This window comes from Amycolatopsis sp. NPDC024027, assembly GCF_040638975.1.
Classification (GTDB): Bacteria; Actinomycetota; Actinomycetes; order Mycobacteriales; family Pseudonocardiaceae; genus Amycolatopsis.
Map to the genome: position 1 here is coordinate 84,087 of NZ_JBEZYY010000022.1, position 23,254 is coordinate 107,340.

Consider the following 23,254-nt stretch of genomic DNA (forward strand, 5'->3'; position numbering starts at 1 on the left):
CAACTGGGACGATTAAATCGCTTGTCCAAGTGACGCCTACTGCGACTAAATAATCAGACGTCTAAAATAAGCGATTCTCACGTTCACGTGAGGTCGGTCGCTCTGCAGTCTAGAAGAATAGCAGCTGTTCGGCCACCGCGACGAAGTACCGCAGCGTGCGCAGCTCCATGACCGGCGACGATATTCGCCCGGTATCGGCCCCACCGAACCGGTCTTGGACGCCGGTGCCCGGGCGGCGGTGGAATCGGGGCATGACCGAGCTGACCGATCCCGCCGTGCGCGTCTCCGGCGCCCGCGAGATCGCCCCCGACCTGCTGGTGATCCCGAACGACCACGTCGACCTGGTGCCCAACATCGGTGTCGTCGGCGGCACCGAGGCCGTCCTGGTCGTCGACACGGGCATCGGCACGGCCAACGCGGCGCAGGTGCTCGCCTTCGCGCGCGAAGTGGCGAAGGGCCGACGCCTGTACCTGACCACGACGCACTTCCACCCCGAGCACGCGTTCGGCGCGCAGGTCTTCGCCGGCGAGGCCACCTACCTGGTCAACCGCGGCCAGGCCGAGGACCTCGCCACCAGGGGCGCGGGCTACCTGGCGATGTTCCGCGGCCTGGGCGAGACCATCGCCCGCCGCCTCGACGGCGTCCACGTGCCTGCGCCCGACGAGGTCTACGACGGCTCCCGGGATCTCGACCTCGGCGGCCGGACCGTCCGGCTGCGCCCCACCGGCCGGGGCCACACCGCCGGTGACCAGGTCGTCGAGGTCCCGGACGCCGGCGTCCTGTTCACCGGCGACCTGGCCGAGACCGGGCAGTTCGCCATCTTCCCGTGGTTCCCGCCGCACGACACGGACGTCTCGGGCGTCGGCTGGCTCGCCGTCCTGGACCGGCTGGTGTCGGCGGGGCCTCGAGTGGTCGTCCCCGGGCACGGTGACATCGGCGGGCTGCCGGTGCTCATCGACGTCCGCGACTACTTGCGCGAGCTGCGTGACGAGACCTGGCGGCGCCGGGACTCGGCGATGGACTCCGAACAGCTCGTCGCGGAGGTCCGGGCGGTGCTCGTCGAGCGCCGTCCGGAGTGGGCGGGCCGGGAGTGGATCGAGCCGGGCATCGGCTGCCTCTGCGCGGAATACGACGTCACGGCGTGACGAGCCACTCGACGATCGCCCGCGAGATGGCGCCGCCGGCTCGCTCGTCGTAGCCCTCGAAGCACGGCATCGAGTTGGCCTCCAGGAAGAACCACTCGCCGGTGGCACGGTCGATCTTGAAGTCGACACCCAGCAACGGGACGCCGCAGTGCCCGGTCAGCCGCGCACAGCCTTCGGTGATCTCCGGGGGTGGGATCAGCGGGCGGTAGTCATTGGTCCCGCGGACGGTCCGGTAGTCGAGCACCGGCGAGTCGATCAGCTCGCCGAACGACCGGCCGCCCACGACGTGGACCCGCACGTCCGGCCCGACGATCCGCTCCTGGAACAGCACCGGCAGGTGGACGAGCCGCGGCAGCCGGGACTCGTGGTGCGGTTCGAAGACCGTCGCCCACGTCTTCGTCGCGCTGGCGCCCTTGAAGATCGCGCCGGCGCGGCAGCCGCGGACGAAGTCCCGTGCCTCCTGCGGGTCCGAGGTGAGGCAGGTTTCCGGAACCCGCCAACCGCCGACTTCGCCGAGGGCCACCGAATGCAGCAGCTTGGTGAATCCCGATGCTTCGCGCAGCGGCGGGTTCATCACCTTGCCGGGCACGAATTCGAGGATCCGCGCCAGCGCCTCGGTCTGGCCCGCCGAGGCCGCCGCCAGTTCGGCGGTGGGCGCGGCGGAGGCGACCGCCACCAGCCGGCACCAGACGGCGGCGTAGTCCCCGGCCCGGTGGCTCTCGCCGTCCAGCGACAACACGGTTTCGGCCGGGCACTCCAGGGAAATCCGGATGCTGCCGCGCATCGCCAGCGAGGGCAGGTCGACCGGCCGGAACGCGATCCCGGCCCGGCGCAGGGCCCGCAGCCCGGCCGTGAACGTCGGGTCGGCCGCGACACCGAGGCAGAGGATCACGGGGTGAGCCCGGCCAGCAGCGCCGCGTAGACCTGGTCCTCGAGGTCCGGGAACAGCTCGTGCCCCGGCCAGCACGAGACGTCGGCCAGCCGCGGACCAGCGGCTCCGAGTTCCGCCCGGAAGTCGGCGAACACCGTGCCCCGCCCGCGGAGCCAGCCGACGATCGGAGCCACCCGCTCCGCCGTCTCCCGGGCGAGCCGTCCTCCGGCGCCGCCCACCTCGAAGACCTCGGCTCCGGCGACGAGGAACCGGCGCGCGCGGCCGGGGTCGGCGATCTGGACGACGTCGAACCGGCTGCGCGGCGCGTCGGGATCCATCACTGTCCACTCGGGAATGCGGTACACCTCCCGTCCTGGCGCCGAGCCGTCGTTGAGGATCACCGTGCGCGGCGGCTCGACGACCCCGGCGCCGGCGAGTTCCAGCGGGTCCAGGCGTGCCAGGAAGCCGTGTTCCGACGGCCGGTTGACCACTGGCCCCGGCCACAACGCCACCGCCGACCACAACGCCGCGTAGGTCTCGGCCGCGGCGAACGCGCGATCCGGGTCCGGCTCGTCACCCCAGCCGCCGGTCCCGCGGTTGAGGATCCCGCTGACCTCGGCGCCGTCGACCGTCAGCCGCGCACGGCAGACCCGCTCCCGGGTCGCCCGCACCGAGACGCCGACCCGGCCGAACCCGTGCGCGACGACCGCCGGAATCCCTTGCCCGGTTGCGAAACCGGCGAACCGCGCCGCCGTCTCGTCCGTGTCCGGGGCTATGACCAGGAGCGTCATCGCCCGCTGGTTTCCCAGACCTCGAGGGCCGCCGCGACCTGCCAGGCGGTTCTCGCCAATTCGTCGGCCACCGGGGGCCGTGCTTCGGCCGGGATGAACGGTTCGCCGGGCACGACGGTGCCGCCGTCACCTTCAGCGGAACCGGCCGGCATACCGCTCCGCGGATTCGCTGGTCTCGGTGTTCTCGCTGGTTTCCGTCATCTCGGAACGCTCGGTGCTCTCGCTCCCTTCGGTGCCTTCCTTTCCTTCGGAACCCTCGGTGCTTTCGGAACTCTCGGTACCCTCGGACCCGATCCGTGACGATTCGGGAATTCCGGTCCGGGCGGTCACGCCGAGGTAGCTCGCCGCGCGCCTTCTGACCTCGAGCGGGAAATCCGTGAATGCCGCGTGTTCGTCCATCATGACCCCTCCCGCGCCCCACCGCCGCCGGCCTTTTCATGGGAGCACCGGTGGATCCGGGTGTCAACGCCGCTCCGCGCGATGCACCTGCATGGGGCAGCGCCGATTCGGCGGAAACAGTGTCTTTTTCACCGGATATGGAGCGCGGGCAATTCAGGATCACCGATTCCGGTCAGGCACCCGGGCGCCGAGCACCGCCATCGCCGCGTTGTGGCCGGGGATGCCGCTGACACCACCTCCTCTCGCGGCACCCGCGCCACACAACAGGATGCGTTCGTGGGCGGTCTCGACGCCCCAGCTGCCCGCCTGGGCCGGATCCTCCGCGTACGGCCACGACAGGTCCCGGTGGAAGATGTGCCCCGCCGGAAGGCCCAGCTCGGCTTCCAGGTCCAACGGGGTTTTCGCTTCCACACAGGGCCTGCCGTCCGGCGCGGTCAGCAGGCAGTCCTCGATCGGCTCGGCCAGCACGCTGTTCAGCGAAGCCAGCGTCGCGCGCAACGCCGCTTCGCGTGCTTCTTCGTTGCGCCCCTCGAAGAGGCGGGCCGGCATGTGCAGGCCGAACAGGGTGAGGGTGTGCGTGCCGGCCGAGCGTTCGGCCGGGCCGAGGATCGACGGATCCGTCAACGAGTGGCAATAGATTTCGCAGGGCGGCAGCGTGGGGATCCTGCCCGCCGCCGCCTCGCGGTACGCCGCCTCCAGCTGCGTGAAGGTCTCGTTGACGTGGAAGGTGCCACCGAACGCGTCGGCCGGATCGACGCCGGGGTCACGCAGCCTCGGCAGCCGCGTCAACACCATGTTCACCTTCAGCTGCGCGCCTTCCGGGCGTTCCGCCGGTTCCTCGCCCAGCAGCCGCGCGAGCGTCGCCGGCGCGACGTTCGCCAGGACGTGCCCGGCCCGGACGACGAGTTCGGCGTCTTCACGCCGGTAACGCACCTCGCCGTCCGGGTCGACCGAGAGCACCTCCGCACCGGTCATCAGGCGCGCGCCCGCCGCGGCGGCAGCCGCCGCGAGCGAACGGGTGACCGCGCCCATGCCGCCGACCGGGACGTCCCAGTCGCCGGTGCCGTTGCCGATCACGTGGTAGAGCAGGCACCGGTTCTGCCGCAGGTCCTCGCCGTCCGCCGGGGCGAACGTGCCGATCAGCGCGTCGGTGAGCACCACGCCGCGCACCGTGTCGTCGACGAACCACGATGTGAGCGCTTCGCCGATCGGCCGTTCGAACAGCAAGGACCACGCCTCGGCGTCGCCGAGGCGTTCGCGGAAGTCCACTTCGGACAGCAGTGGCTCGGTGAGCGTCCCGAACGCGCGCCCGGCGACGCGCCCGGTCAGCTCGTAGAACCGCCGCCAGGCCGAGAAGTCCGATGTGGACCCGGTGACCGCCCGGAACGACGACGCCGTCCGGACGGCGTCGTCGTTGTCGACAAGGAGACCGGAGCCGCCCGACGGGGTGTAGGACGACATCCGGCGCCGTCGCAGCTCCACGTCGAGGCCGAGGTCGGCCACGATCTTCTTCGGCAGCAGGCTGACCAGGTACGAGTAGCGCGAAAGCCGGACGTCCACGCCCTCGAACGCGCGGAACGATACGGCGGCGCCACCGGTCTCACCCCGCCGTTCGAGCACGAGCACCGACCGGCCCGCCCGCGCCAGGTACGCGGCCGCCACCAGGCCGTTGTGCCCGCCGCCGACGATCACCACGTCGTAGCTGTCCATCTGCCGCCCTTCCTGGTTCGGCCTGCCCTTTCATCGTGACCACGGCACCGGGCCGATTTCAAGGAAACGTCACGAGTGGCCCTTTCGCGCTATTCGGTTGCGCGGAGCGTGACCGGTCCGCCAAGCTGAGCGCGGCCGGCAGGGAGCCGGTGGATGAGAACGGGAGGTGCCTGTCGTGATGACTGTCCGGGCCCTTCCGCGCCCTCACCCACCCGCCCCCCGAGGCTGATCACGCGCCCGGTGGGGCAGCCCTGAACAAGGAGAACCCCACCAGTGCGCCAGCACGACTTCGAAGACTTCGACCTGTTCGACGACCAGCCGACCCGCCGCCAGGCGCGTTCGCGGCGCCGCGGGCGGTTCGACGAACCCGAACCCACCCGCAGCGGCCGGCTGACCGAAGCCGAACGCGTCCGGCTCGCGAAACTGCGCGACGACGCCTACACCGAAAACCAGCTGCCCGACGGGGCCGACCGCTGGTCCACCTGGGACGACGCCGAACACGGTCCGTCACCCCGGCCGGACTGGGTCGTCACCGAGCTCGCCGCGGTCGACACCGACCTCGGCGTCCTCAAGACCGGCAAGGAGGCCGACGTCCACCTCCTGCGGCGCGGGCTGCCCGGCACACCGGGCACGCTGCTCGCGGCGAAGCGCTACCGCAGCGACGAACACAAGCTGTTCCACCGCGACGCCGGCTACCTCGAAGGGCGGCGGATGCGCCGCTCCCGCGAGATGCGGGCGATGGCGCAGCGCAGCGCGTTCGGCCGCAACCTCATCGCCGAACAGTGGGCGGTCGCGGAGTTCGCCGCGTTGAGTCGCCTGTGGACGCTCGGCGCGCCGGTGCCCTACCCGGTGCAGCGCGAGGGCACGGAACTGCTGCTCGAGTTCCTCGGCGAGGAAGACGGCACCGCCGCGCCCCGGCTGGCCCAGGTCCGCCCGGACCCGGACGAGCTGAAGGACCTGTGGTTCCAGGCCACCGCCGCGCTCGAGCTGCTCGCCTCCGAGGGGCTCGCGCACGGCGACCTCTCGGCGTACAACGTGCTCGTGCACCGGGGCCGGGTGATGGTGATCGACCTGCCTCAGGTCGTCGACGTCGTGGCCAACCCCGGCGGCGTCGAATTCCTGGCGCGGGACGTGCGCAACCTGGCCGGGTGGTTCCACGGCCGGGGTCTCGGCGAGGACGTGACGAGGACCGGAGAACTGCTGGTGGAGCTCGTTTCCGCCGCCGGACTGGAGTAAATCGTGGGCGGCGTCGCGGCTGTGGCCTGGACCACGACTGCGACACCGCCCACAACCGGTGACCTCGATGAGTAGTCCTGGCTCCGGTTCGGGTACAGTAAGTACAGACCGCAACCGGCGGCGTGGATGAGTTGGTGTCCGTCGCCTCCAGAGCCACCGAATGGCTCGCGGTGATCCGTAACCCAAGCGGCGCGCAGTGTCGGCAAGCGATGACACGGTGTGCCGGGTCCGTCCCTGTGAACGCCCATCGCACACCATCTTGCCCTGCCTGCGCGCGGGCTGCCCGGGCCTCCCTTGCGACGAACCACGTCCGAGAGGCATTTGTGACCGTCACGTTCAACTCCGGCCCTTCCTCGACGTCCGCGCACGCGGGCCGTCCCGACCGCAAGCCGCGCACCCGCCCGGCCGGCGGCGACATGCTGCGCGACGACGCGGTCGAGCTCGTGGCCACCAAGACTTTCGCCGAGCTGGGCCTGCCGGAGCCGCTGCTCCGCGCGCTCAGCGAGGCGGGCATCAACAGCCCCTTCCCGATCCAGTCGGCGACCATCCCCGACGCGCTGGCCGGCCGCGACGTGCTGGGCCGCGCCCAGACCGGCTCCGGCAAGACCCTCGCCTTCGGCCTGGCCATGCTGGCCCGGCTCGCCGACGGCAAGGCCCGGCCGAAGCGCCCCCGCGCGCTGATCCTCGTTCCCACCCGCGAGCTGGCCATGCAGGTCGCCGACTCGCTCACCCCGCTGGCCAGGTCGCTCAACCTGTGGTGCCGCACCGCCGTCGGCGGGATGGCCTTCGCCCGCCAGGCGGACGCGCTGTCCCGCGGCGTCGACCTGCTCATCGCCACCCCGGGCCGGCTGTCGGACCACGTCCGGCAGGGCACCGCGCACCTGGGCGACTGCAACTTCATCGCCCTCGACGAGGCCGACCAGATGGCGGACATGGGCTTCATGCCGCAGGTCCGCGAGATCATGGACCTCACCCCGCCGGGGGGCCAGCGGCTGCTGTTCTCCGCGACCCTCGACGGTGACGTCAACCGCCTGGTCCGGCAGTACCTGAGCGACCCGGTCACGCACTCGGTCGCGCCGTCGACCGCCAGCGTGACGACCATGGACCACCACGTGCTCCAGGTCTCGCACCAGGACAAGCAGGACGTCATCACCCAGATCGGCGCCCGCGACGGCCGCACGATCATGTTCGTCCGCACCAAGCACCACGTCGACCGCCTCGCCGAGCGCCTGCGCGAGCAGGGCGTCAACGCGGCGGCGCTGCACGGCGGCAAGACGCAGGGGCAGCGCAACCGCGTGCTCGCCGACTTCAAGGAAGGCCACACCCCGGTGCTGGTCGCCACGGACGTCGCCGCGCGCGGCATCCACGTCGACGACATCTCGCTGGTGCTGCACGTCGACCCGGCGGCCGACCACAAGGACTACCTGCACCGCGCGGGCCGCACAGCGCGCGCCGGGGCGTCCGGGGTCGTCGTCACGGTGGTCACCAACGACCAGCGTCGCATGGTCAAGCGGATGACCGACCGGGCCGGCGTCCGCGCCGAGTCCACGATGGTCCGCCCGGGCGACGAAGCACTGACTCGCATCACCGGTGCCCGCGAGCCCAGCGGCGAGCCGGTCATCGAGCGTCGGCGCGAGAGCCCGCGTCGTGGCGGCGGTGGCGGTTTCCGCGGCGACCGCGGCTTCGGCGGCTCGAGCCGCGGTGGTTACCGCGGCGGCAGCAGCAGCAGCAGCCAGGGCGGCGAGCGCGGCGGCAGCAGCTACGGCGGCGACCGTGACCGCGGTGGCGACCGTGGCGGTTACCAGGGTTCGCGCGAAGGCGGCCGCCCCGGCGGCTTCGGCGGCCGCAGCCGTCAGCCCCGCACGGGCAACGGCGGTGGCTACGGCCGTCCGAGCCGTGGCCCGCGTCGCGGCTACGACAGCTGATCGTCTCTTTCGCATCATTCGGAAGCCCCGGACCTCGCGGTCCGGGGCTTCCGGCGTTTCCAGGCCCGCTTGGCGGAGCTTCGAGCTTCGGATGGGAGACTGCGGGACGTGACTACGCCGCCGACGCTCCCGCCCGAAGAGGTTTTCGACTGGCTCGACGTCGAAGCGGAGAAGCGGGCGAGCGCGGGCCTGGTGCGGCAGCTGCGACCGCGTCCCGCCAAGGCCGATGAGCTGGACCTGGCGGGCAACGACTACCTCGGGCTGGCCCGCGACAAGCGCGTCGCCGGAGCCGCCGCGGCCGCCGCGCTGCGCTGGGGTGCCGGGTCGACCGGGTCCCGGCTGGTCACCGGATCGACCGAGCTGCACACCGAGCTGGAGCTGGAGCTCGCCCGGTTCTGCGGCGCGCAGGCGGCGCTCGTGTTCTCCTCCGGCTTCGCCGCGAACCTCGGCGCGGTGACGACGCTGTCCGGGGCCGAGTCCGCGATCGTCACCGACAAGTACATCCACGCGTCCCTGATCGAGGGCTGCCGGCTGTCGCGGGCCGACGTCGCCGCGGTTGCGCACGCGACGCCGTCGGCGATCAAGCACGCGCTGGCGACCCGCCGCAAGCCGCGGGCGCTGGTGGTGACGGACTCGGTGTTCTCGGTCGACGGCGACCTCGCCCCGCTCGAAGAGCTGGCCGGAATCTGCCGTTCGCACAGCGCGGCCCTGCTGGTGGACGACGCGCACGGCTTCGGCGTCCTGGGCGAAGGCGGCCGCGGCGCGGTCCACGCGGCCGGGCTGTCGGGCGCGCCTGACGTCGTCACGACGTTGACGCTGTCGAAGTCCCTCGGCGCCCAGGGTGGTGCGGTGGTCGGGCCGCGCCGGGTGATCAAACACCTCGTCGATACCGCGCGCAGCTTCATCTTCGACACCGCGCTGGCGCCCGCGAGCGCCGCGGCCGCGCTGGCGGCGTTGCACGCGTTGAAGGAAGAGCCGGGCTTGGCGGGGAAGGTCCTCGAGAACGCGGGCAACCTGGCGATGTCGTTGAAGGCGGCCGGGTTGAAGGCGAGCGTGCCGGACGCCGCCGTGATCTCGGTTCAGGCGCCGTCCGCGGAGACGGCGGTGGCGTGGGCCGCGGCGTGCGCGGAACAGGGCATCCGCGTCGGGTGCTTCCGGCCGCCGTCGGTGCCGGACGGGATCTCGCGGCTGCGGCTGACCGCGCGGGCCGACCTCACGGAGTCCGATGTGGACCGTGCGGTGAAGGTCATCACCGCGACGGCGCCGCCGGGTGCGCTCGCCTGAGCCGTGCCTCTGCGGGCATCTCGCGTGACTCTGCGGGCATCTCGCGTGATTGAGGGGGCATCTCGCGTGATTGCGCGGGCTTCAGGGGCGGCGGCGCATTTTGATGTGGGGGATTCCGTCGTCGTCGGTGTACTCCGGGCCTTCGGGGACGAAGCCGTAGCGGGCGTAGAAGCCTTGGACGTACGTCTGGGCGTCGAGGACGTACTCGCCCGGGGTGGTGAGGGCCGCGTCCATCAGGCGGGCGGCCAGGCCGGCGCCGCGGGCGGGGGCCGCCGTCACCACGCGGCCGATGCGGCGGATGCCGCCCGGGTCGAGCAGGACCCGCAGGTACGCCAGGACCGCACCGTCGTCCTCGAACCACAGGTGACGGGTGTCCGGGCGCAGGTCACGGCCGTCGAGCTCCGGGTACGCGGCCTTCTGCTCCACGACGAACACGTCGACGCGCAGGCGGAGGATGTCGTGCAGCTGGGCGGCGGTCAGCTCGGGACCGGTCGCGTCGTGCAGGGTCGGCATACCCCCTGCTTAGCACGCTCAGCCGAGGAGGCGGGGCTTGGCCTGGGCTTCGATATCCTTGGCGTAGGTGGAGACGCGCGTGTAGACGCCCGGCTTGCCCGCCTTCGCGCAGCCGTCGCCGAACGAGACGATGCCGATCAGCGTGTCGCCGACCACGAGCGGGCCGCCGGAGTCGCCCTGGCAGGCGTCGACGCCGCCCTCGGGGTAGCCCGCGCACACCATGGTCCGCTGGTCGTAGACGCTGTAGTCGGTGTGGCATTCGCTGTCCGAGACCACCGGGACCTCGGCACCGCGCAGGTAGTCGGAGCGGGCGCCGCCGTCGGCGATGCGGCCCCAGCCGAGCACGGTCGCCTGGGTGTCCTTGGCGTACAGCCCCGTGTCGCCGCTGCCGGGCAGCTTCGCCGGCCGGTAGTCGAACTGGCCGCGCACGGTCAGCACCGCGACGTCGGCCCCCTGCGTCGGGTCGGTGTAGCCCTGGCTGACCCAGACCTTGGAGACGCCCAGGACCTGGCCGTCGCTCGTGCGCTTGTCCTCGCGGCCGGCCACCACGCGGATGTCCTGCTTCGCCACCGCCTTGGCGCAGTGCGCCGCCGTCGCGACCGAGGTGGAGCTGACGATCACCGCGCCGCAGAACTGGTTGCCGCCCGCGTCGGTCAGGTACACCGCGTACGGGTGGTCGGCCAGGGAAGCCTGGTTGCCGCCGACGATCCGCGCCTGGTTGCCGGACCCGGCGGCACCCGGGTCCGCCGCCGCCGTGCCCACCACGACCGGGACGGCGACCGCGGCGACCGCGAGGAGCGCGCCGCTCACGAACAGCAGGGATCGGCGGGACTTCACGGACATGGGTCTTCCCCTTTTCGACGCAGCACTTTTTCGAAGCAGCACTTTTCGGCGCAGCACGGAGCTGAGCAGTCGGCACCCGGACGACTCCGGTGCGTGAACGACGTTCGCTCAATACCCTAAGCCGAGGGGGCCCAAAACGGTGTCACTGGAACGGGTGGTCTCCGCCCGGGGACCGCTTCTGCCAAGCTGGCCGGATGTGGCGGAAAGCAGCGGCGGGGGCGGCACTGGCCCTCGCCGTGAGCGGGTGCTCGCCGGAAGCGCCGCCGGTGCCACCGCCGGTACCTGCGCCGACGACGTCGACGTCGAACGCGCCCAGCACCGCGGCCCGGCCGGCGACGGCGTCGAGCGCACCCGCCGCCGGCTGGCAGGTGGGTGCGCGGCCGCTCCCCCGCCGTTCCGACGGCTTCGGCGAGGTCGAGCCGACGCCACCCGAACTGGTGAATCGGGCACTTCCGACAAAAGACGTGCTGCCCCCACCCGCAGGCACCGCGTACGCGTCGACGATCAGCGCCGTGCCCGCGGACGTCCTCGCGCGCAGCACCTGGCAACCCGGCTGCCCCGTCAAGGCGGCCGACCTGCGTTACCTGACGATGTCCTTCTGGGGCTTCGACGGGCGCGCGCACACCGGCGAAATGCTGGTGAACGCCACCGGCGCGGCGGGCATCACCAAGGTCTTCGGGCAGCTGTTCGCCGCGCGCTTCCCGCTCGAAGAAATGCGCGTGACCGGCCCGGCCGAGCTCACCGCGCCGCCGACCGGGGACGGCAACTCGACCAGCGCGTTCGTCTGCCGCCCGGCCCGCGGGCAGACGACGTGGTCGGCGCACGCCTCCGGGCTCGCCGTGGACGTCAACCCGTTCTGCAACCCCTACACCCAGGGCGATCTCGTGCTGCCCGAACTCGCGTCGGCGTACGTCGACCGCTCGCGCAACCGGCCCGGCATGGTCCTGGCCGGCGACGCGACCGTGCGCGCGTTCGCGGCGATCGGGTGGAGCTGGGGCGGGAACTGGCACAGCCCGACCGACCGGATGCACTTCACCGCCACCGGCCACTGACCACGTAATACGACGTGAAGCACAGCGGGGAACACCTGCCTCCGCGGCGAGGTTGGCTAGGGTGAAACGACCGGACCCGGACCCGCGGAGGATGCAGTGCCCCACTACGACCTGGTGATCGTCGGGACGGGATCGGGGAACTCCATCCTCGGCCCGGACTTCGCCGGCAAGAAGACGGCGATCGTGGAGAGGGGCACCTTCGGCGGCACCTGCCTCAACGTGGGCTGCATCCCGACGAAGATGTTCGTGTACGCCGCCGACGTCGCGTACACGCCTTCGCACAGTGCCAAATACGGCGTCGACGAAGAACTGAAGGGCGTGCGCTGGCGCGACATCCGCGACCGCGTCTTCGGCCGGATCGACCCGATCGCCGCGGGCGGCGCGGAGTACCGCCGCAGCCACGAGGACAACGCGAACGTCGACGTCTACGAGGGCACGGGCCGCTTCACCGGGCACAAGGAACTGCGGGTCAGCTTCGCCGACGGACGCCCCGACGAGGTGCTGACCGCCGACGAGTTCGTGCTCGCCGCGGGCGGCCGCCCGGTCATCCCGGACATCCCGGGCCTGGACGGCATCGACTACCACACCTCCGACACCGTGATGCGGCTCGACGAGCTGCCCCAGCGGATCGTCATCCTGGGCGGCGGGTACATCGCGGCCGAGTTCGCGCACGTCTTCGCCTCCTTCGGCGTCCAGGTCACGCTGGTCAACCGCTCCGGACGGCTGCTGCGCTCGGAGGACGAGGACGTCAGCGCGCGCTTCACCGAACTGGCCGCCGAGCGGTTCGACGTCCGCCTCGACCGCAAGACCGTGCGGGCGCGCAAGACCGAGAACGGCATCGCGCTGGACCTCGAAGGACCGCAGGGCGCCGAGACCGTCGAGGGCGACGTGCTGCTGATCGCCACCGGCCGGAAGCCGAACTCCGACCTCCTCGACGTCGCCGCGACCGGAGTGACCACAATGGACAGTGGGCACGTCGTGGTCGACGCCTACCAGCAGACCGCGGTCGAGGGCATCTACGCGCTCGGCGACCTCTCGTCGCCGCACGAGCTCAAGCACGTCGCGAACCACGAAGCCCGCGTGGTGCAGCACAACCTCCTGCACCCGGACGAGCGGATCACCGCCGACCACCGCTTCGTGCCGCACGCCGTCTTCACCCACCCGCAGGTGGCCTCGGTCGGCCTCACCGAGCAGAAGGCCCGCGACCTCGGGGTGTCCTATGTGGTCTCCAAGCAGGACTACGCCGGGATCGCCTACGGCTGGGCGATGGAGGACACCACGGGCTTCGCGAAACTGCTGGCCGACCCGGCGACCGGGCAGCTGCTCGGCGCGCACATCATCGGCCCGCAGGCGTCGTCGGTGATCCAGCCGCTCATCCAGGCGATGAGCTTCGGCCTCGACGCGCGGAGCATGGCGCGCGGCCAGTACTGGATCCACCCGGCGATGCCGGAGCTGATCGAGAACGCGCTGCTCAACCTGCCCCTGGACTGAGCCGCGGGGGACGGTTCCCCCACCGCACGCCGATCGGTGCGCCAACCCGGGGCGGGGCTGATGCGTCCTGCGACTGTGACCGGTGGCAGAGAGCTTTCTTGGGACAGGTGTGTCAACGTTCGCGACCTGGGCGGCCTGGGCCGGGTCAAACCGCGGGCGGTGGTCCGGATGGAGGCACCGGCGCGCTTGAGCGAGGCCGGCTGGGCGGCGGCTTGGGCATACGGGGTACGCACTGTGGTCGACCTGCGAAACCCTGACGAGCGCGAGCCGGACCACGCGCCGCGGCCGGCGGGGATCACCACCGCGTGGACTCCGCTGGATCCGGTCGGCACACCGTTCCACGAGCGGTGGACGAAGATCGACGGCTTGGGTTCTCCGCTGCACTACCCGGCGATGCTCGCCGAACACCCCGAGCCGGTGATCTCCGCCGTACGCACGATCGCCAACGCCCCACCCGGGTGCGTGGTGTTCCACTGCGTCGGCGGCAAGGACCGGACCGGGCTGCTGGCCCTTGTTCTGCTCACGCTGGCCGAAGCGGCGCCGGACGAGATCATCGCCGACTACCTGCTGACCTACGACCGGATGAAGCAGCGTTACGACGAACTCGGTTTCCGTGACCAGCTCACCGTGGTGACCGAACTTCTCACGGCCGGGAACACCACCATCGAAGCGGCGCTGAGCTCGACGATCACGTCATTGACGATGCCCGGCTTCCTCCTCGGCAACGGTCTGTCCACCACCGAACTCGCCGCCCTGCAAGCCCGCTTGACCGTCGGCTGAGAGTCGCCTCCAGCGTCATTCACGGCTTCAGACGAAGCGGTGGCGGCCGGCGAGGGCGCCGAAGGTCAGCTGGACCCCGAGCAGGCCCAGCAGCATGGCCAGCGGCACGGTCCAGCCGCCCGCGAGGTCGTGCAGCAGGCCGAAGAGGAACGGGCCCAGCGCGGCGAACAGGTAGCCGAAGCCCTGCGCCATCCCGGACAGCCGGGCGGTGTCCGCCCCGGTCCGCGCGCGCAGCGCGATCACGGTCAGGGCCAGCGAGAACGTGCTCATCCCGAGCCCGACGAGGATGCTCCAGAGCAGCGGCGACCACGACGGCGCGAGCATCAGCCCGGCCGTCCCGGCGACGCCGAACACGCCCAGCCCGACGATCCACCGGCTCTGCCCGCGCTGCCGGGCCGCCATCGGCGCGACGACGAGGCTGATCGGCACGGCGATCAGCGAAACCAGGCCGAACAGCAGCCCGGCGTCGTCGCGCCGGACGCCCGCGTCCATCAGCACCTGCGGGAACCAGCCCATCGCCGCGTAGGCGTAGAACGCCTGCAGGCCGAAGAAGGCCGTGACGATCCAGGCCAGCCGGTTGCGCAGCAGCGAGCGACCGCCTTCGGCGCCGTCGGCGGGCCGCGGTGCCCGGCCGGTGCCGCGGGCTGCGAGGATCCAGGCCAGCAGCGCGACGACGGCCAGCGCGGCCCAGCCGCCCAGCGCCGGGCGCCAGCCGCCGAGGGCGTCGCCGAGCCGGGGGGTCACCGCCGACCCGAGGGCACCGCCGCCCTGCAGCGCGGCGGTGTAGACGCCGGTCAGCAGGCCGATCCGAGCCGGGAAGGAGTCCTTGATGACGACCGGGATGAGCACGTTGATCAGGGCGATCCCGGCGGTGGCGACGAGCGTCCCGCCGAGCACCACGGCGGGGCCGTCGAGCACGCGCAGCACCAGCCCGGCGGCGAGGGCGGCCAGCGCGACCGCGATGGCCGCGCCGACCCCGGCCCGGCGGGCGAGCAGCGGCGCGGCCAGCCCGGCCCCGGCGAAGCAGAGCGTCGGCAACGTCGTGAGAACCCCGGCCCAGACGACGGAAGCGCCCAGGTCGGAGCGCATTTCGGCGAGCATCGGCCCGACGCCGGTGATGGCCGGGCGCAGGTTGAGGGCGGTGAGCACCACCGCGATCGCGAGCAGCGCCCCGGCGGCGACCACGCCGGGCGTCCGGACCTCGGCGACGCCGTCCAGTTCGGGTTCACGGTGTTCGACGTGCATGCCCGCTACTATGGCATACGTAGGATGATTGGATGAAGGGATAATCCTGTGCCTCTGGCCACCACGCGCCGAGCAGGCCTCGTCGACCAGGTCATCGACCAGCTGCGGACCGCGGTCACGCAGGGCGAATGGCCGATCGGCGAACGCATCCCGACCGAGGCCGAGCTCGTCGAGCAGCTCGGCGTCGGGCGCAACACCGTCCGCGAAGCCGTCCGCGCGCTCGCGCACACCGGGCTCCTGGAGGTCCGGCAGGGCGACGGCACCTACGTGCGCGCCACGAGCGAGGTTTCCGGCGCGATCCGGCGGCTCTGCGGCTCGGAGCTGCGTGAAGTCCTGCAGGTCCGGCGCACCTTGGAGGTCGAAGGCGCGCGGCTCGCCGCCGTCGAGCGGACCGAGGAAGAGGTCGCCGCGCTGTGGTCGCTGCTCGGCCGCCGTGAGGTCGAGCTGCGCGAAGGACGCTGGCAGGACTTCGCGCGCACGGACGCCGAGTTCCACTGCGCGGTCGTCGGCGCCGGCCACAACCGGCTGCTGACCGAGCTCTACCGCGGGCTGACGGAGGTCATCGCGGCCAGCATCGCGACGACGTCCAGCATCGCGCCGGGCGCGGCCCACTCGCCGGAGATCGGCCACGAAGGTCTCGCCCGGGCCATCGCCGACCGGAACCCGGACCGCGCTGCCGCCGAAGCTTGCGGGTTCCTCGACGAGCTCCTGGAGCGCATCGAACGCTCCTGACCTGAGGATTTATCGACGATGACCCCTAAGGGTGCCATTTCAGGGTTGTCGTGGCACCATCGCGGTGCCACAGTAGTGCCATGGACCTGACGCCCTTCGTGGACAGCCTCCGCCGCGAGTTCGCGGTCGCCGCCGAGGCGGCCGGCGAGGACGCTGTCACCCTGGCCGAACGGCTGGCCTCCCCGCTGGAGTCCGCCATCCGGCTCACCCTGCTCGACGCGCTGTCGGCCGCGGCCGACGAGATCACGCGCGATCTCGCTCCCGGCTCCGTCGAAGTACGCCTTCGCCGCCGCGAACCGGAGTTCGCGGTTTCCCTGCCCACGGCGCCCGAACCGGCTCCGGCGGAGGCCCCGCCGCCGCCCGAGGCCGACGACGGCGCCGTCTCCCGGATCAACCTGCGGCTGCCCGAACAACTGAAGCAGCGCGTCGAGGAAGCCGCCGGCCGGGAGCGCATCTCCATCAACGCCTGGCTCGTCCGGGCCGCGAGCAGCGCGCTGGGGACCGACCGCGGCCGCCCCACCCAGCGCCGCTCGGTCTTCGGCGAGAAGTACACCGGCTGGGTGCAATAACCCCCTTTCCCCTTTGCCTTTCACGTCTCCGACCTGCGGAGACGCCACCCGAGCACCCCAGGAGGGCGCAGCCATGCCCGTTTTCCCCACCCCCGAGCCGATCACGGCCACGATCGACGTGAGCGTCGCGGACGTCCGGATCGTCGCCGGTGACGGCACGGAAACGACCGTCGAGGTCACCCCGGCCGACCCGGGCGACCACGAGGACGTCAAGGCCGTCGCGAAGACCCGCGTCGAGTTCGCCGGCGGCGAGCTGCTGGTCAAGGGCCCGAAGTACGTCACCAAGCTCTGGGGCAAGGGCGGCGCCCTGCACGTCACGGTCGAGCTGCCCGCCGGTTCGCAGGTCAGCGGCACCGCCGCGATGGGCGACTTCCGCGTCACGGGCCGGGTCGGTCCCAGCCGCTTCAAGACCTCCGTCGGCGACATCCACCTGGACGAAGCCGCCCGGGTCGAGGCGAGCACGGCGACCGGCGACGTCACCGTCGAACGCGCCACCGGGCACGCCGAACTCGGCACCGGCTCCGGCGAGCTGCGGATCCGCGAGATCGACGGCACCGCGGTCCTCAAGAACTCCAACGGCGAGACCCGCGTCGGCGAAGTGACCGGTGACCTGCGCGTCAGCACGGCCAACGGCGACATCCTCGTCGACCTGGCCCACGCGGGCGTGCACGCCAAGACCGCCGCCGGCGACATCCGGCTCGGCGAGGTCGTGCGGGACCGGGTCGTCCTCGAGACGGCCGTCGGGGAGATCGAGGTCGGCATCCGCGAGGGCAGCGCCGCGTGGCTCGAGCTGAACTCGCTGACCGGGTCCGTGCGCAACACGCTCAGCGCCGCCGACGGACCCGGCGCCGGCACCGAGACCGTCGAGGTCAAAGCCCACACCTACACCGGCGACATCGTCATCCGCCGGGCCTGAAGACTCCACACACGAAGGGGAAGATCCATGGCAGACGCCATCGTGGCCGAGGGACTGGTCAAGAAGTACGGGAAGGTCACCGCGCTCGACGGGATGACCTTGTCGGTACCGGAAGGCACGGTGCTCGGCGTGCTCGGGCCGAACGGCGCCGGGAAGACCACCACCGTCCAGATCCTCACGACGCTGCAGAAGCCGGACGCGGGCCGGGCGACGGTCGCCGGGTTCGACGTCGTGAAGGACGCGCAGGAGCTGCGGTCGCACATCGGCGCTTCGGGTCAGTACGCCGCCGTCGACCTGGAACTGACCGGGGCCGAGAACCTCGAGATGGTCGGCAGGCTCTACCACCTGGGCACCAAGCGGGCCAAGGCCCGCGGCCGGGAGCTGCTCGCCCGGTTCAGCCTGGCCGACGCCGCCGACCGCCCGGTCAGGGGCTACTCCGGCGGCATGCGGCGCCGCCTCGACCTGGCCGGCGCGCTCGTGGCCAACCCGCCGGTGCTGTTCCTCGACGAGCCCACCACCGGGCTCGACCCGCGGGCCCGCACCGAGCTGTGGGACGTCATCACCGAGCTGGTCGCGGGCGGCACGACGCTGCTGCTGACCACCCAGTACCTGGAGGAGGCCGACCGGCTGGCCGACAGCATCGCCGTCGTCGACCACGGGCGCGTGATCGCCCGCGGCACGGCCGACGAGCTCAAGGACCTCGTCGGCGGGGAGCGGATCGAGCTGACCGTCGGCACGCACGACGACGTCGCCGTCGCGCAGCGGGCGCTGGCCCGCCTGTCGAGCGGCGAGCCGCAGGCCGAGGGCTTCCGGCTCACCGTGCCCGTGTCCCACGGCGCGAAAGCGCTTACCGAAGCGCTGGCGCTGCTGGCGGCCGACGGCGTCGACGTCCGTGACGTCGGCGTCCGCCGCCCCACCCTCGACGACGTCTTCCTCACCCTGACCGGCCACGAACCGGCCGAGCCCGCCGAACTCGCGAAGGAGGCCGTGTGATGAACGCGGTGCAGATGGCCGTGACCGACGGCGTGACGGTCGCCAAGCGCAACTCGATCAAGATCTTCCGGTCGCTGGACCTGCTCGGGTCCCTCGTGTTCACGCCGGTGATGTTCGTCCTGCTCTTCGGGTACGTGTTCGGCAGCGTCATCGACATCCCCGGCCTGTCCTACCGCGAGTTCATGCTGCCGGGGATCTTCACGCTCGCGGTGGCGATGGGCGGCATCGTCACCGGCTACGGGCTGACCGACGACCTGCAGAAGGGCATCATCGACCGGTTCCGCTCGCTGCCGATGTCACCGGCCGCCGTCCTGATCGGGCGGACCACCGCCGATCTCATCCTCAGCACGGCGAGCCTGCTCATCATGGGCCTGGTCGGCCTGCTGGTCGGCTGGCGCATCCACACCGGCGTGCTCGAGGCGCTGGGCGGAATCGTCCTGCTGCTGGCGTTTTCCTACGCGCTGTCGTGGGTGATGGGCGCGCTCGGCCTGGCCGTGCGCAAGCCCGAGGTGTTCAACAACGTCTCGATGGTGGTCGTCTTCCCGCTGACGTTCCTGGCCAACACCTTCGTCGACAGCGGACGGCTGCCCGGCCCGCTGCGCGCGATCGCGGACTGGAACCCGGTTTCGGCGGTCACGCAGGCGGCGCGGGAGCTGTTCGGCAACACGAGCGCGGCCCTCCCGCCGCGCGACGTCTGGCCGATGCAGCACGCGCTCCTGGCCTCGGTGCTGTGGATCGCGGTGTTGCTGGTGGTCTTCGTGCCGCTTTCGGTGCGCTGCTACAAGAAGGCCACCAGCCATTGACTCAGGGCAGCGTGAGGATCTCGCTGCCGTCGGCCGTCACCACGAGGGTGTGCTCGAACTGGGCCGTCCACTTCTTGTCCTTCGTGGTGACGGTCCAGTCGTCGGACCAGATGTCGTAGTCGATGGTGCCCAGGGTGATCATCGGCTCGATCGTGAAGGTCATGCCCTCCTCGATGATCGTGTCGACGGAGGGCTCTTCGTAGTGCAGGACCGTCGGGGGCGTGTGGAACGCCGGGCCGACGCCGTGGCCGGTGAAGTCGCGGACCACGCCGTAGCCGAAGCGCTTGGCGTAGGCCTCGATGACCCGGCCGATGACGTTCAGCTGGCGCCCCGGCCGGACCGCCTTGATCGCCCGCATCGTCGCCTCGCGGGTGCGCTCCACCAGCAGGCGGGCCTCTTCCGAGACGTCGCCGGCCAGGAAGGTCGCGTTCGTGTCGCCGTGGACGCCGCCGATGTAGGCGGTGACGTCGATGTTGCAGATGTCGCCGTCCTCGATCACCGTCGAGTCCGGGATGCCGTGGCAGATCACCTCGTTGAGCGAGGTGCAGCACGACTTCGGGAAGCGGCGGTAGCCCAGCGTCGAGGGGTAGGCGTGGTGGTCGAGGAGGAACTCGTGCACGACCTTGTCGATGTCGTCCGTGGTGGCGCCCGGCTTGACGGCCTTGCCGCCCTCCTCCAGGGCCTGGGCCGCGATGCGGCTCGCGATCCGCATCGCCTCGATCACCTCGGGCGTGCGCACGCCGCTGCCGGTGTCCCGCTTCGGCGCCGGCTTGTCCACGTACTCGGGACGGGCGATGGAACTGGGGACGTCACGGCGCGGCGTCTGGACGCCGGGAACGAGCGGGGCACGAACGGACATGCCTCCACCTTACGACGGTCCGGTCAACCGATCCCCGCCAGGAACCGGTGTGCGGCCTGCACCGCCGGCTTGGACGACCCGGCGTCGGTGAGGAGCACGGCGAACGCCAGGTCGCCGCGGTAGCCGACGAACCACCCGTGCGAGTGGGAGCCGTCGCCGAACTGGGCGGTGCCGGTCTTGCCCGCGACGTCGGGGATGTCCCGCAGCCCGGTCGCGGTGCCCACCGTGACGACGTCCCGCATCATCCCGCGCAGCGCGTCGAGGACCTCCTGCGACGGCGGGTCGCCGACGTTCTTCGTGGCCGCCGGCATGCCCTTGACGATGGACGGCGACGGCACCTTCCCGGCCTGCACGGTGGCCGCGACCAGCGCCATGCCGAACGGGCTGGTCAGCACCCGGCCCTGGCCGAAGCCGTTCTCCGCCCGCTGAACGGCGGAGTCGCTGGCCGGGACGTCGCCGGTGACCGTGGTCAGGCCCGGGACGACGAAGTCGGCGCCGAGGCCGAAGGAGCGGGCGGTGTCGGTGAGCGACGAGCCGGCGAGACCGGCGGCGAGCCGGGCGAAGGTCGTGTTGCAGGACCGCGCGAACGCCGTCTTCAGCGGCACCCGGCCCAGATCGAACCGGCCTTCGTTCGGCACGACGCGGTTTTCGATCGTCGTCGTCCCCGGGCAGTCGACCGGGCTGCCCGCCTCCACCTCCCCCGCCGACAGCGCGGCCGCCGCCGTGACGATCTTGAACGTCGAACCCGGCGGGTAGCGCCCGGACAGGGCCAGCGAGCCCTCCTCGTCGGCGGCGGCGTTCTGCGCCACGGCGAGGATGTCCCCGCTCGAGGGCTGGATCGCGACCAGCGCGGCGGAGTACGGCTCGGGTTCGAGGGCCTTCTCGGCGGCGGCCTGGATCTTCGCGCTGAGCGTGCTGGTGACGGCGGGCGCGGGCCGCGGCGGCTCGGCCATGAGCTCGGCGGCCTCGCCGCCGGTGACGTCGCGGGTGACGATCCGCCAGCCCGCCGCCCCGGCCAGCTGCTGCTCGACCAGCGCGCGGATGCCGGGCAGGACCTGCTGCCCCGACCCACGGGTCACCGGCAGCAGCCGCTCCTGGCTGGCGAAGCGGACGCCGGGCAGGTCGTAGATCGCCGGCTTGACGCGCTGGTAGTCGCCGGCGCGCAGGGTGATCACCGGGTAGGCGTCGCCGGGCTTGGTCTTGCTCATCCCGTCCAGCACGGACCGGCCGGTGACCGAGGGCTCGTACCGGTGCAGCGCCTTGGCCAGCGTCCCGGCGACGGCGTTCGCGTCGCCGGCCTTCTGCGGGTCGACGACCACCCCGATCACCGTCTGCGGGCGCATCAGCGCCACGCCGTCGCGGTCGAGGACCGGGGCCGTCTCCGGCAGCTGCGGCAGCAGGCCGAGGGTCTGGCCGACGGCCAGCTGGGGGTGCACCACCGTCGGCTGCCAGTGCACCTGCCAGCCGTTCTCGGCCGCCCGCAGCTGGGCGTCCGCGCGGTAGGACCAGGTGCGGCCGTGCGGCAGGTGCCAGGTGAGCCGGTAGCCGGCGGTCACGACGTCGCCGTCCGGCTGTTTCACCTCTTCGTCGTCGACGTCGAGGGCCTCGGGGTCGAGCACGCCGCGGACCTGGCTCAGGACGGCTTTGGCGGCTTCGGGTGAGTCCGTGTTCGCCGCCGCGGCGGCGACGTCCCCGGACGCGACGGCGTCCAGGAAGGCGGAGAGGGCGTCCTCGGGACTGTCGCCCGAGCACCCGGCCGTGGTCGCGGCGACGAGCAGCAGCACCGCGAGAGCACGGTGTCGACGTGCGCTCATGGCCGGATGATGCCTGGTCAGAGCGTTGCGGCGGCTTCGCAACACCGCCACGGAAGGGTGGTTGGACCAGGTTTGGAACAGCGTTTAGAACAGCACCGTCGCGTACTGGCCGACCTGCTCGAACCCGATCTTGCGGTAGGCCGCGAGAGCGGGGGTGTTGAAGGCGTTGACGTAGAGGCTGGCGGTGCGGCCGAGGCCGCGGACCAGCCGGTTCACGACCGCGGCGGTCCCGGCGGTGCCGACCCCGTCGCCCCGGCGGTCGGGGTGCACCCAGACGCCCTGGATCTGCCCGACGGTGGCCGACATGGCGCCGATCTCGGCCTTGAAGACGACCTCGCCGTCCTCGAAGCGGGCGAACGCGCGGCCGGCCGCGATCAGCTCGGTGACCCGGGCGCGGTAGCTGGCGCCGCCGTCACCACTGCGCGGATCGACGCCGACCTCCTCGATGAACATCGAGACGGCCGCGGGCAGGTACCGCTCGAGCTCGTCCGACCGGACGGGCCGGACCTGCGGATCGGCGGCGACGAGCGGGGTGCTGTCCAGCGCCATCAGCGGCTGGTCGCCCCGGATCTCGCGAGCCGGGCCCCACTCGCCTTCGAGTTCGTCCCACAGGCCGAGGACCTGCTCGGCCGGGCCGACGAGCGAGGAGCAGGTGCGCTGCCTTCTCAGTGCGCGGTCGGCGAAGGAGCGCAACGCGGGCGCGTTGCCGCGCAGGGGGATGAGGTTGGGCCCGGAAAAGCACAGCCCTTGGAGCCGCCCGGCCCGGACCGGACGGCTGTCGGCGGCCCAGAGCTCGCCACCGAGCCGCCACGGGTCGAGGCCCGCGGCCTCGACCCGGGCGCTGACCATGCAGCTGCCCACCGGGTCGGCGGCCAGCGCGGCACGGACCGCCGGATAGTCCCGATCATCGAGCAGCCGTGCACCTGCAAGCCGCAACACGGGCTCCAGGGTGCCAGATTCGACTGCTAAACGGAACGCAAGCCTTCCGACACGGTGAGATGAACAGCCGCCGCCGGGCATTCCGGGCAGTATCGGAGGTATGCAGCGTTATGCGTACAAGGTCGTCGAGGTCCGCGAGAAGCTGCTCGGCGGCAAGATGTCGGGCGGCAAGCTGGAGAAACTGCTGAACGACCACGCCGAGGACGGGTGGCAGCTGAAGGCCATCACGGCCACCGAGGTGAAGGGCCGGGTCGGGCCCGGCGGGGTCGAAGGGCTGCTGGTGACCTTCGAGCGGCCGGTGCAGTAGCGGGCGCGTCGCGAATGACTCATTCGGGACGTCGGAG

Annotated in this window: 24 protein-coding genes; 13 read left to right on the forward strand and 11 right to left on the reverse strand. The window is 71.8% G+C overall.

The genetic code is table 11. The annotated features are described in order from the left end of the window. Window positions 1–109 precede the first annotated feature (109 nt). Window positions 110–253 carry a hypothetical protein gene (locus tag AB0F52_RS39780; RefSeq protein WP_360182463.1) on the reverse strand — a complete coding sequence of 48 codons (144 nt, stop codon included), beginning with the start codon at window positions 251–253 and terminating at the stop codon, window positions 110–112. Between AB0F52_RS39780 and AB0F52_RS39785 the strand changes: the two genes are divergently transcribed. Next, window positions 252–1,145 (forward strand): MBL fold metallo-hydrolase, encoded by an 894-nt coding sequence (locus AB0F52_RS39785; protein WP_360182466.1) that lies wholly within the window; start codon window positions 252–254, stop codon window positions 1,143–1,145. The two genes, AB0F52_RS39780 and AB0F52_RS39785, sit on opposite strands and share 2 nt — an antisense overlap. Here the strand turns inward: AB0F52_RS39785 and AB0F52_RS39790 are convergent. From AB0F52_RS39790 to AB0F52_RS39805, 4 genes are all read right to left on the reverse strand, one after another. Beyond that, on the reverse strand, window positions 1,135–2,037 hold the full coding sequence (locus tag AB0F52_RS39790; protein ID WP_360182469.1) for a hypothetical protein: 903 nt from the start codon (window positions 2,035–2,037) through the stop codon (window positions 1,135–1,137). The genes AB0F52_RS39785 and AB0F52_RS39790 overlap by 11 nt on opposite strands. Beyond that, on the reverse strand, window positions 2,034–2,807 hold the full coding sequence (locus AB0F52_RS39795; RefSeq protein WP_360182472.1) for a hypothetical protein: 774 nt from the start codon (window positions 2,805–2,807) through the stop codon (window positions 2,034–2,036). The genes AB0F52_RS39790 and AB0F52_RS39795 overlap by 4 nt, the downstream gene beginning before the upstream one ends. Window positions 2,808–2,939: 132 nt before the next feature. Continuing rightward, window positions 2,940–3,206: a hypothetical protein gene (locus AB0F52_RS39800; protein ID WP_360182475.1), complete on the reverse strand. Its 267-nt coding sequence runs from the start codon at window positions 3,204–3,206 to the stop codon at window positions 2,940–2,942. 159 nt (window positions 3,207–3,365) lie between these two features. Next, window positions 3,366–4,916 (reverse strand): NAD(P)/FAD-dependent oxidoreductase, encoded by a 1,551-nt coding sequence (locus AB0F52_RS39805; RefSeq protein ID WP_360182478.1) that lies wholly within the window; start codon window positions 4,914–4,916, stop codon window positions 3,366–3,368. Between the two features lie 273 nt (window positions 4,917–5,189). On the opposite strand from AB0F52_RS39805, the gene AB0F52_RS39810 reads away from it, so the two are divergent. The 3 genes from AB0F52_RS39810 to AB0F52_RS39820 all read left to right on the forward strand — a co-directional run bounded on the left by AB0F52_RS39810 (window position 5,190) and on the right by AB0F52_RS39820 (window position 9,361). Continuing rightward, window positions 5,190–6,152, forward strand: a complete 963-nt coding sequence (locus AB0F52_RS39810) for an RIO1 family regulatory kinase/ATPase (protein ID WP_360182481.1) — start codon at window positions 5,190–5,192, stop codon at window positions 6,150–6,152. A gap of 323 nt (window positions 6,153–6,475) precedes the next feature. Beyond that, window positions 6,476–8,077, forward strand: a complete 1,602-nt coding sequence (locus tag AB0F52_RS39815; protein ID WP_360182484.1) for a DEAD/DEAH box helicase — start codon at window positions 6,476–6,478, stop codon at window positions 8,075–8,077. Between the two features lie 108 nt (window positions 8,078–8,185). Beyond that, complete coding sequence (locus AB0F52_RS39820; protein WP_360182486.1) at window positions 8,186–9,361, forward strand: 8-amino-7-oxononanoate synthase; 1,176 nt, start codon at window positions 8,186–8,188, stop codon at window positions 9,359–9,361. 81 nt (window positions 9,362–9,442) lie between these two features. On the opposite strand, the gene AB0F52_RS39825 is transcribed toward AB0F52_RS39820, so the two are convergent. Next, window positions 9,443–9,874, reverse strand: coding sequence for a GNAT family N-acetyltransferase (locus AB0F52_RS39825; RefSeq protein ID WP_360182489.1), 432 nt, complete (start codon window positions 9,872–9,874; stop codon window positions 9,443–9,445). A gap of 18 nt (window positions 9,875–9,892) precedes the next feature. After that, window positions 9,893–10,717, reverse strand: a complete 825-nt coding sequence (locus AB0F52_RS39830) for a serine protease (protein WP_360182492.1) — start codon at window positions 10,715–10,717, stop codon at window positions 9,893–9,895. Between the two features lie 194 nt (window positions 10,718–10,911). Between AB0F52_RS39830 and AB0F52_RS39835 the strand changes: the two genes are divergently transcribed. The 3 genes from AB0F52_RS39835 (at window position 10,912) to AB0F52_RS39845 (ending at window position 14,040) form a co-directional block, all read left to right on the forward strand. Then, the gene (locus AB0F52_RS39835) at window positions 10,912–11,769 is read left to right on the forward strand and encodes a M15 family metallopeptidase (protein ID WP_360182495.1); all 858 of its coding nucleotides are present in this window, start codon (window positions 10,912–10,914) and stop codon (window positions 11,767–11,769) included. Window positions 11,770–11,865: 96 nt separating this feature from the next. Continuing rightward, a complete protein-coding gene (locus AB0F52_RS39840) occupies window positions 11,866–13,260 on the forward strand; it encodes a mycothione reductase (RefSeq protein ID WP_360182498.1) in 1,395 nt (464 codons plus the stop codon). A gap of 60 nt (window positions 13,261–13,320) precedes the next feature. Continuing rightward, a complete protein-coding gene (locus AB0F52_RS39845) occupies window positions 13,321–14,040 on the forward strand; it encodes a tyrosine-protein phosphatase (RefSeq protein ID WP_360182501.1) in 720 nt (239 codons plus the stop codon). A 27-nt stretch (window positions 14,041–14,067) separates the two neighbouring features. Here AB0F52_RS39845 and AB0F52_RS39850 read toward each other — a convergent pair whose 3' ends face one another. Then, window positions 14,068–15,285, reverse strand: coding sequence for an MFS transporter (locus AB0F52_RS39850; RefSeq protein ID WP_360182504.1), 1,218 nt, complete (start codon window positions 15,283–15,285; stop codon window positions 14,068–14,070). Between the two features lie 48 nt (window positions 15,286–15,333). On the opposite strand from AB0F52_RS39850, the gene AB0F52_RS39855 reads away from it, so the two are divergent. The 5 genes from AB0F52_RS39855 to AB0F52_RS39875 all read left to right on the forward strand — a co-directional run bounded on the left by AB0F52_RS39855 (window position 15,334) and on the right by AB0F52_RS39875 (window position 19,298). Next, window positions 15,334–16,017, forward strand: a complete 684-nt coding sequence (locus AB0F52_RS39855; RefSeq protein ID WP_360182507.1) for a GntR family transcriptional regulator — start codon at window positions 15,334–15,336, stop codon at window positions 16,015–16,017. Between the two features lie 80 nt (window positions 16,018–16,097). Beyond that, complete coding sequence (locus AB0F52_RS39860) at window positions 16,098–16,586, forward strand: toxin-antitoxin system HicB family antitoxin (RefSeq protein ID WP_360182510.1); 489 nt, start codon at window positions 16,098–16,100, stop codon at window positions 16,584–16,586. Window positions 16,587–16,659: 73 nt separating this feature from the next. Beyond that, entirely contained in the window at window positions 16,660–17,502 is an 843-nt protein-coding gene (locus tag AB0F52_RS39865; RefSeq protein ID WP_360182513.1) for a DUF4097 family beta strand repeat-containing protein, read from the forward strand. A gap of 27 nt (window positions 17,503–17,529) precedes the next feature. Further along, complete coding sequence (locus AB0F52_RS39870) at window positions 17,530–18,495, forward strand: ATP-binding cassette domain-containing protein (protein WP_360182516.1); 966 nt, start codon at window positions 17,530–17,532, stop codon at window positions 18,493–18,495. Continuing rightward, the gene (locus AB0F52_RS39875) at window positions 18,495–19,298 is read left to right on the forward strand and encodes an ABC transporter permease (RefSeq protein WP_199191069.1); all 804 of its coding nucleotides are present in this window, start codon (window positions 18,495–18,497) and stop codon (window positions 19,296–19,298) included. Before AB0F52_RS39870 ends, AB0F52_RS39875 begins: the two co-directional genes overlap by 1 nt. A 1-nt stretch (window position 19,299) precedes the next feature. On the opposite strand, the gene map is transcribed toward AB0F52_RS39875, so the two are convergent. The 3 genes from map to AB0F52_RS39890 form a co-directional block, all read right to left on the reverse strand. Next, the gene (gene map / locus AB0F52_RS39880; RefSeq protein ID WP_360182519.1) at window positions 19,300–20,157 is read right to left on the reverse strand and encodes a type I methionyl aminopeptidase; all 858 of its coding nucleotides are present in this window, start codon (window positions 20,155–20,157) and stop codon (window positions 19,300–19,302) included. Between the two features lie 23 nt (window positions 20,158–20,180). Continuing rightward, a complete protein-coding gene (locus tag AB0F52_RS39885) occupies window positions 20,181–21,971 on the reverse strand; it encodes a penicillin-binding transpeptidase domain-containing protein (protein WP_360182522.1) in 1,791 nt (596 codons plus the stop codon). Window positions 21,972–22,055: 84 nt separating this feature from the next. Further along, window positions 22,056–22,910, reverse strand: a complete 855-nt coding sequence (locus AB0F52_RS39890) for a GNAT family N-acetyltransferase (RefSeq protein WP_360182525.1) — start codon at window positions 22,908–22,910, stop codon at window positions 22,056–22,058. A 100-nt stretch (window positions 22,911–23,010) separates the two neighbouring features. On the opposite strand from AB0F52_RS39890, the gene AB0F52_RS39895 reads away from it, so the two are divergent. After that, entirely contained in the window at window positions 23,011–23,217 is a 207-nt protein-coding gene (locus tag AB0F52_RS39895; RefSeq protein WP_103335566.1) for a DUF4177 domain-containing protein, read from the forward strand. The last annotated feature ends 37 nt before the right edge of the window (window positions 23,218–23,254 follow it).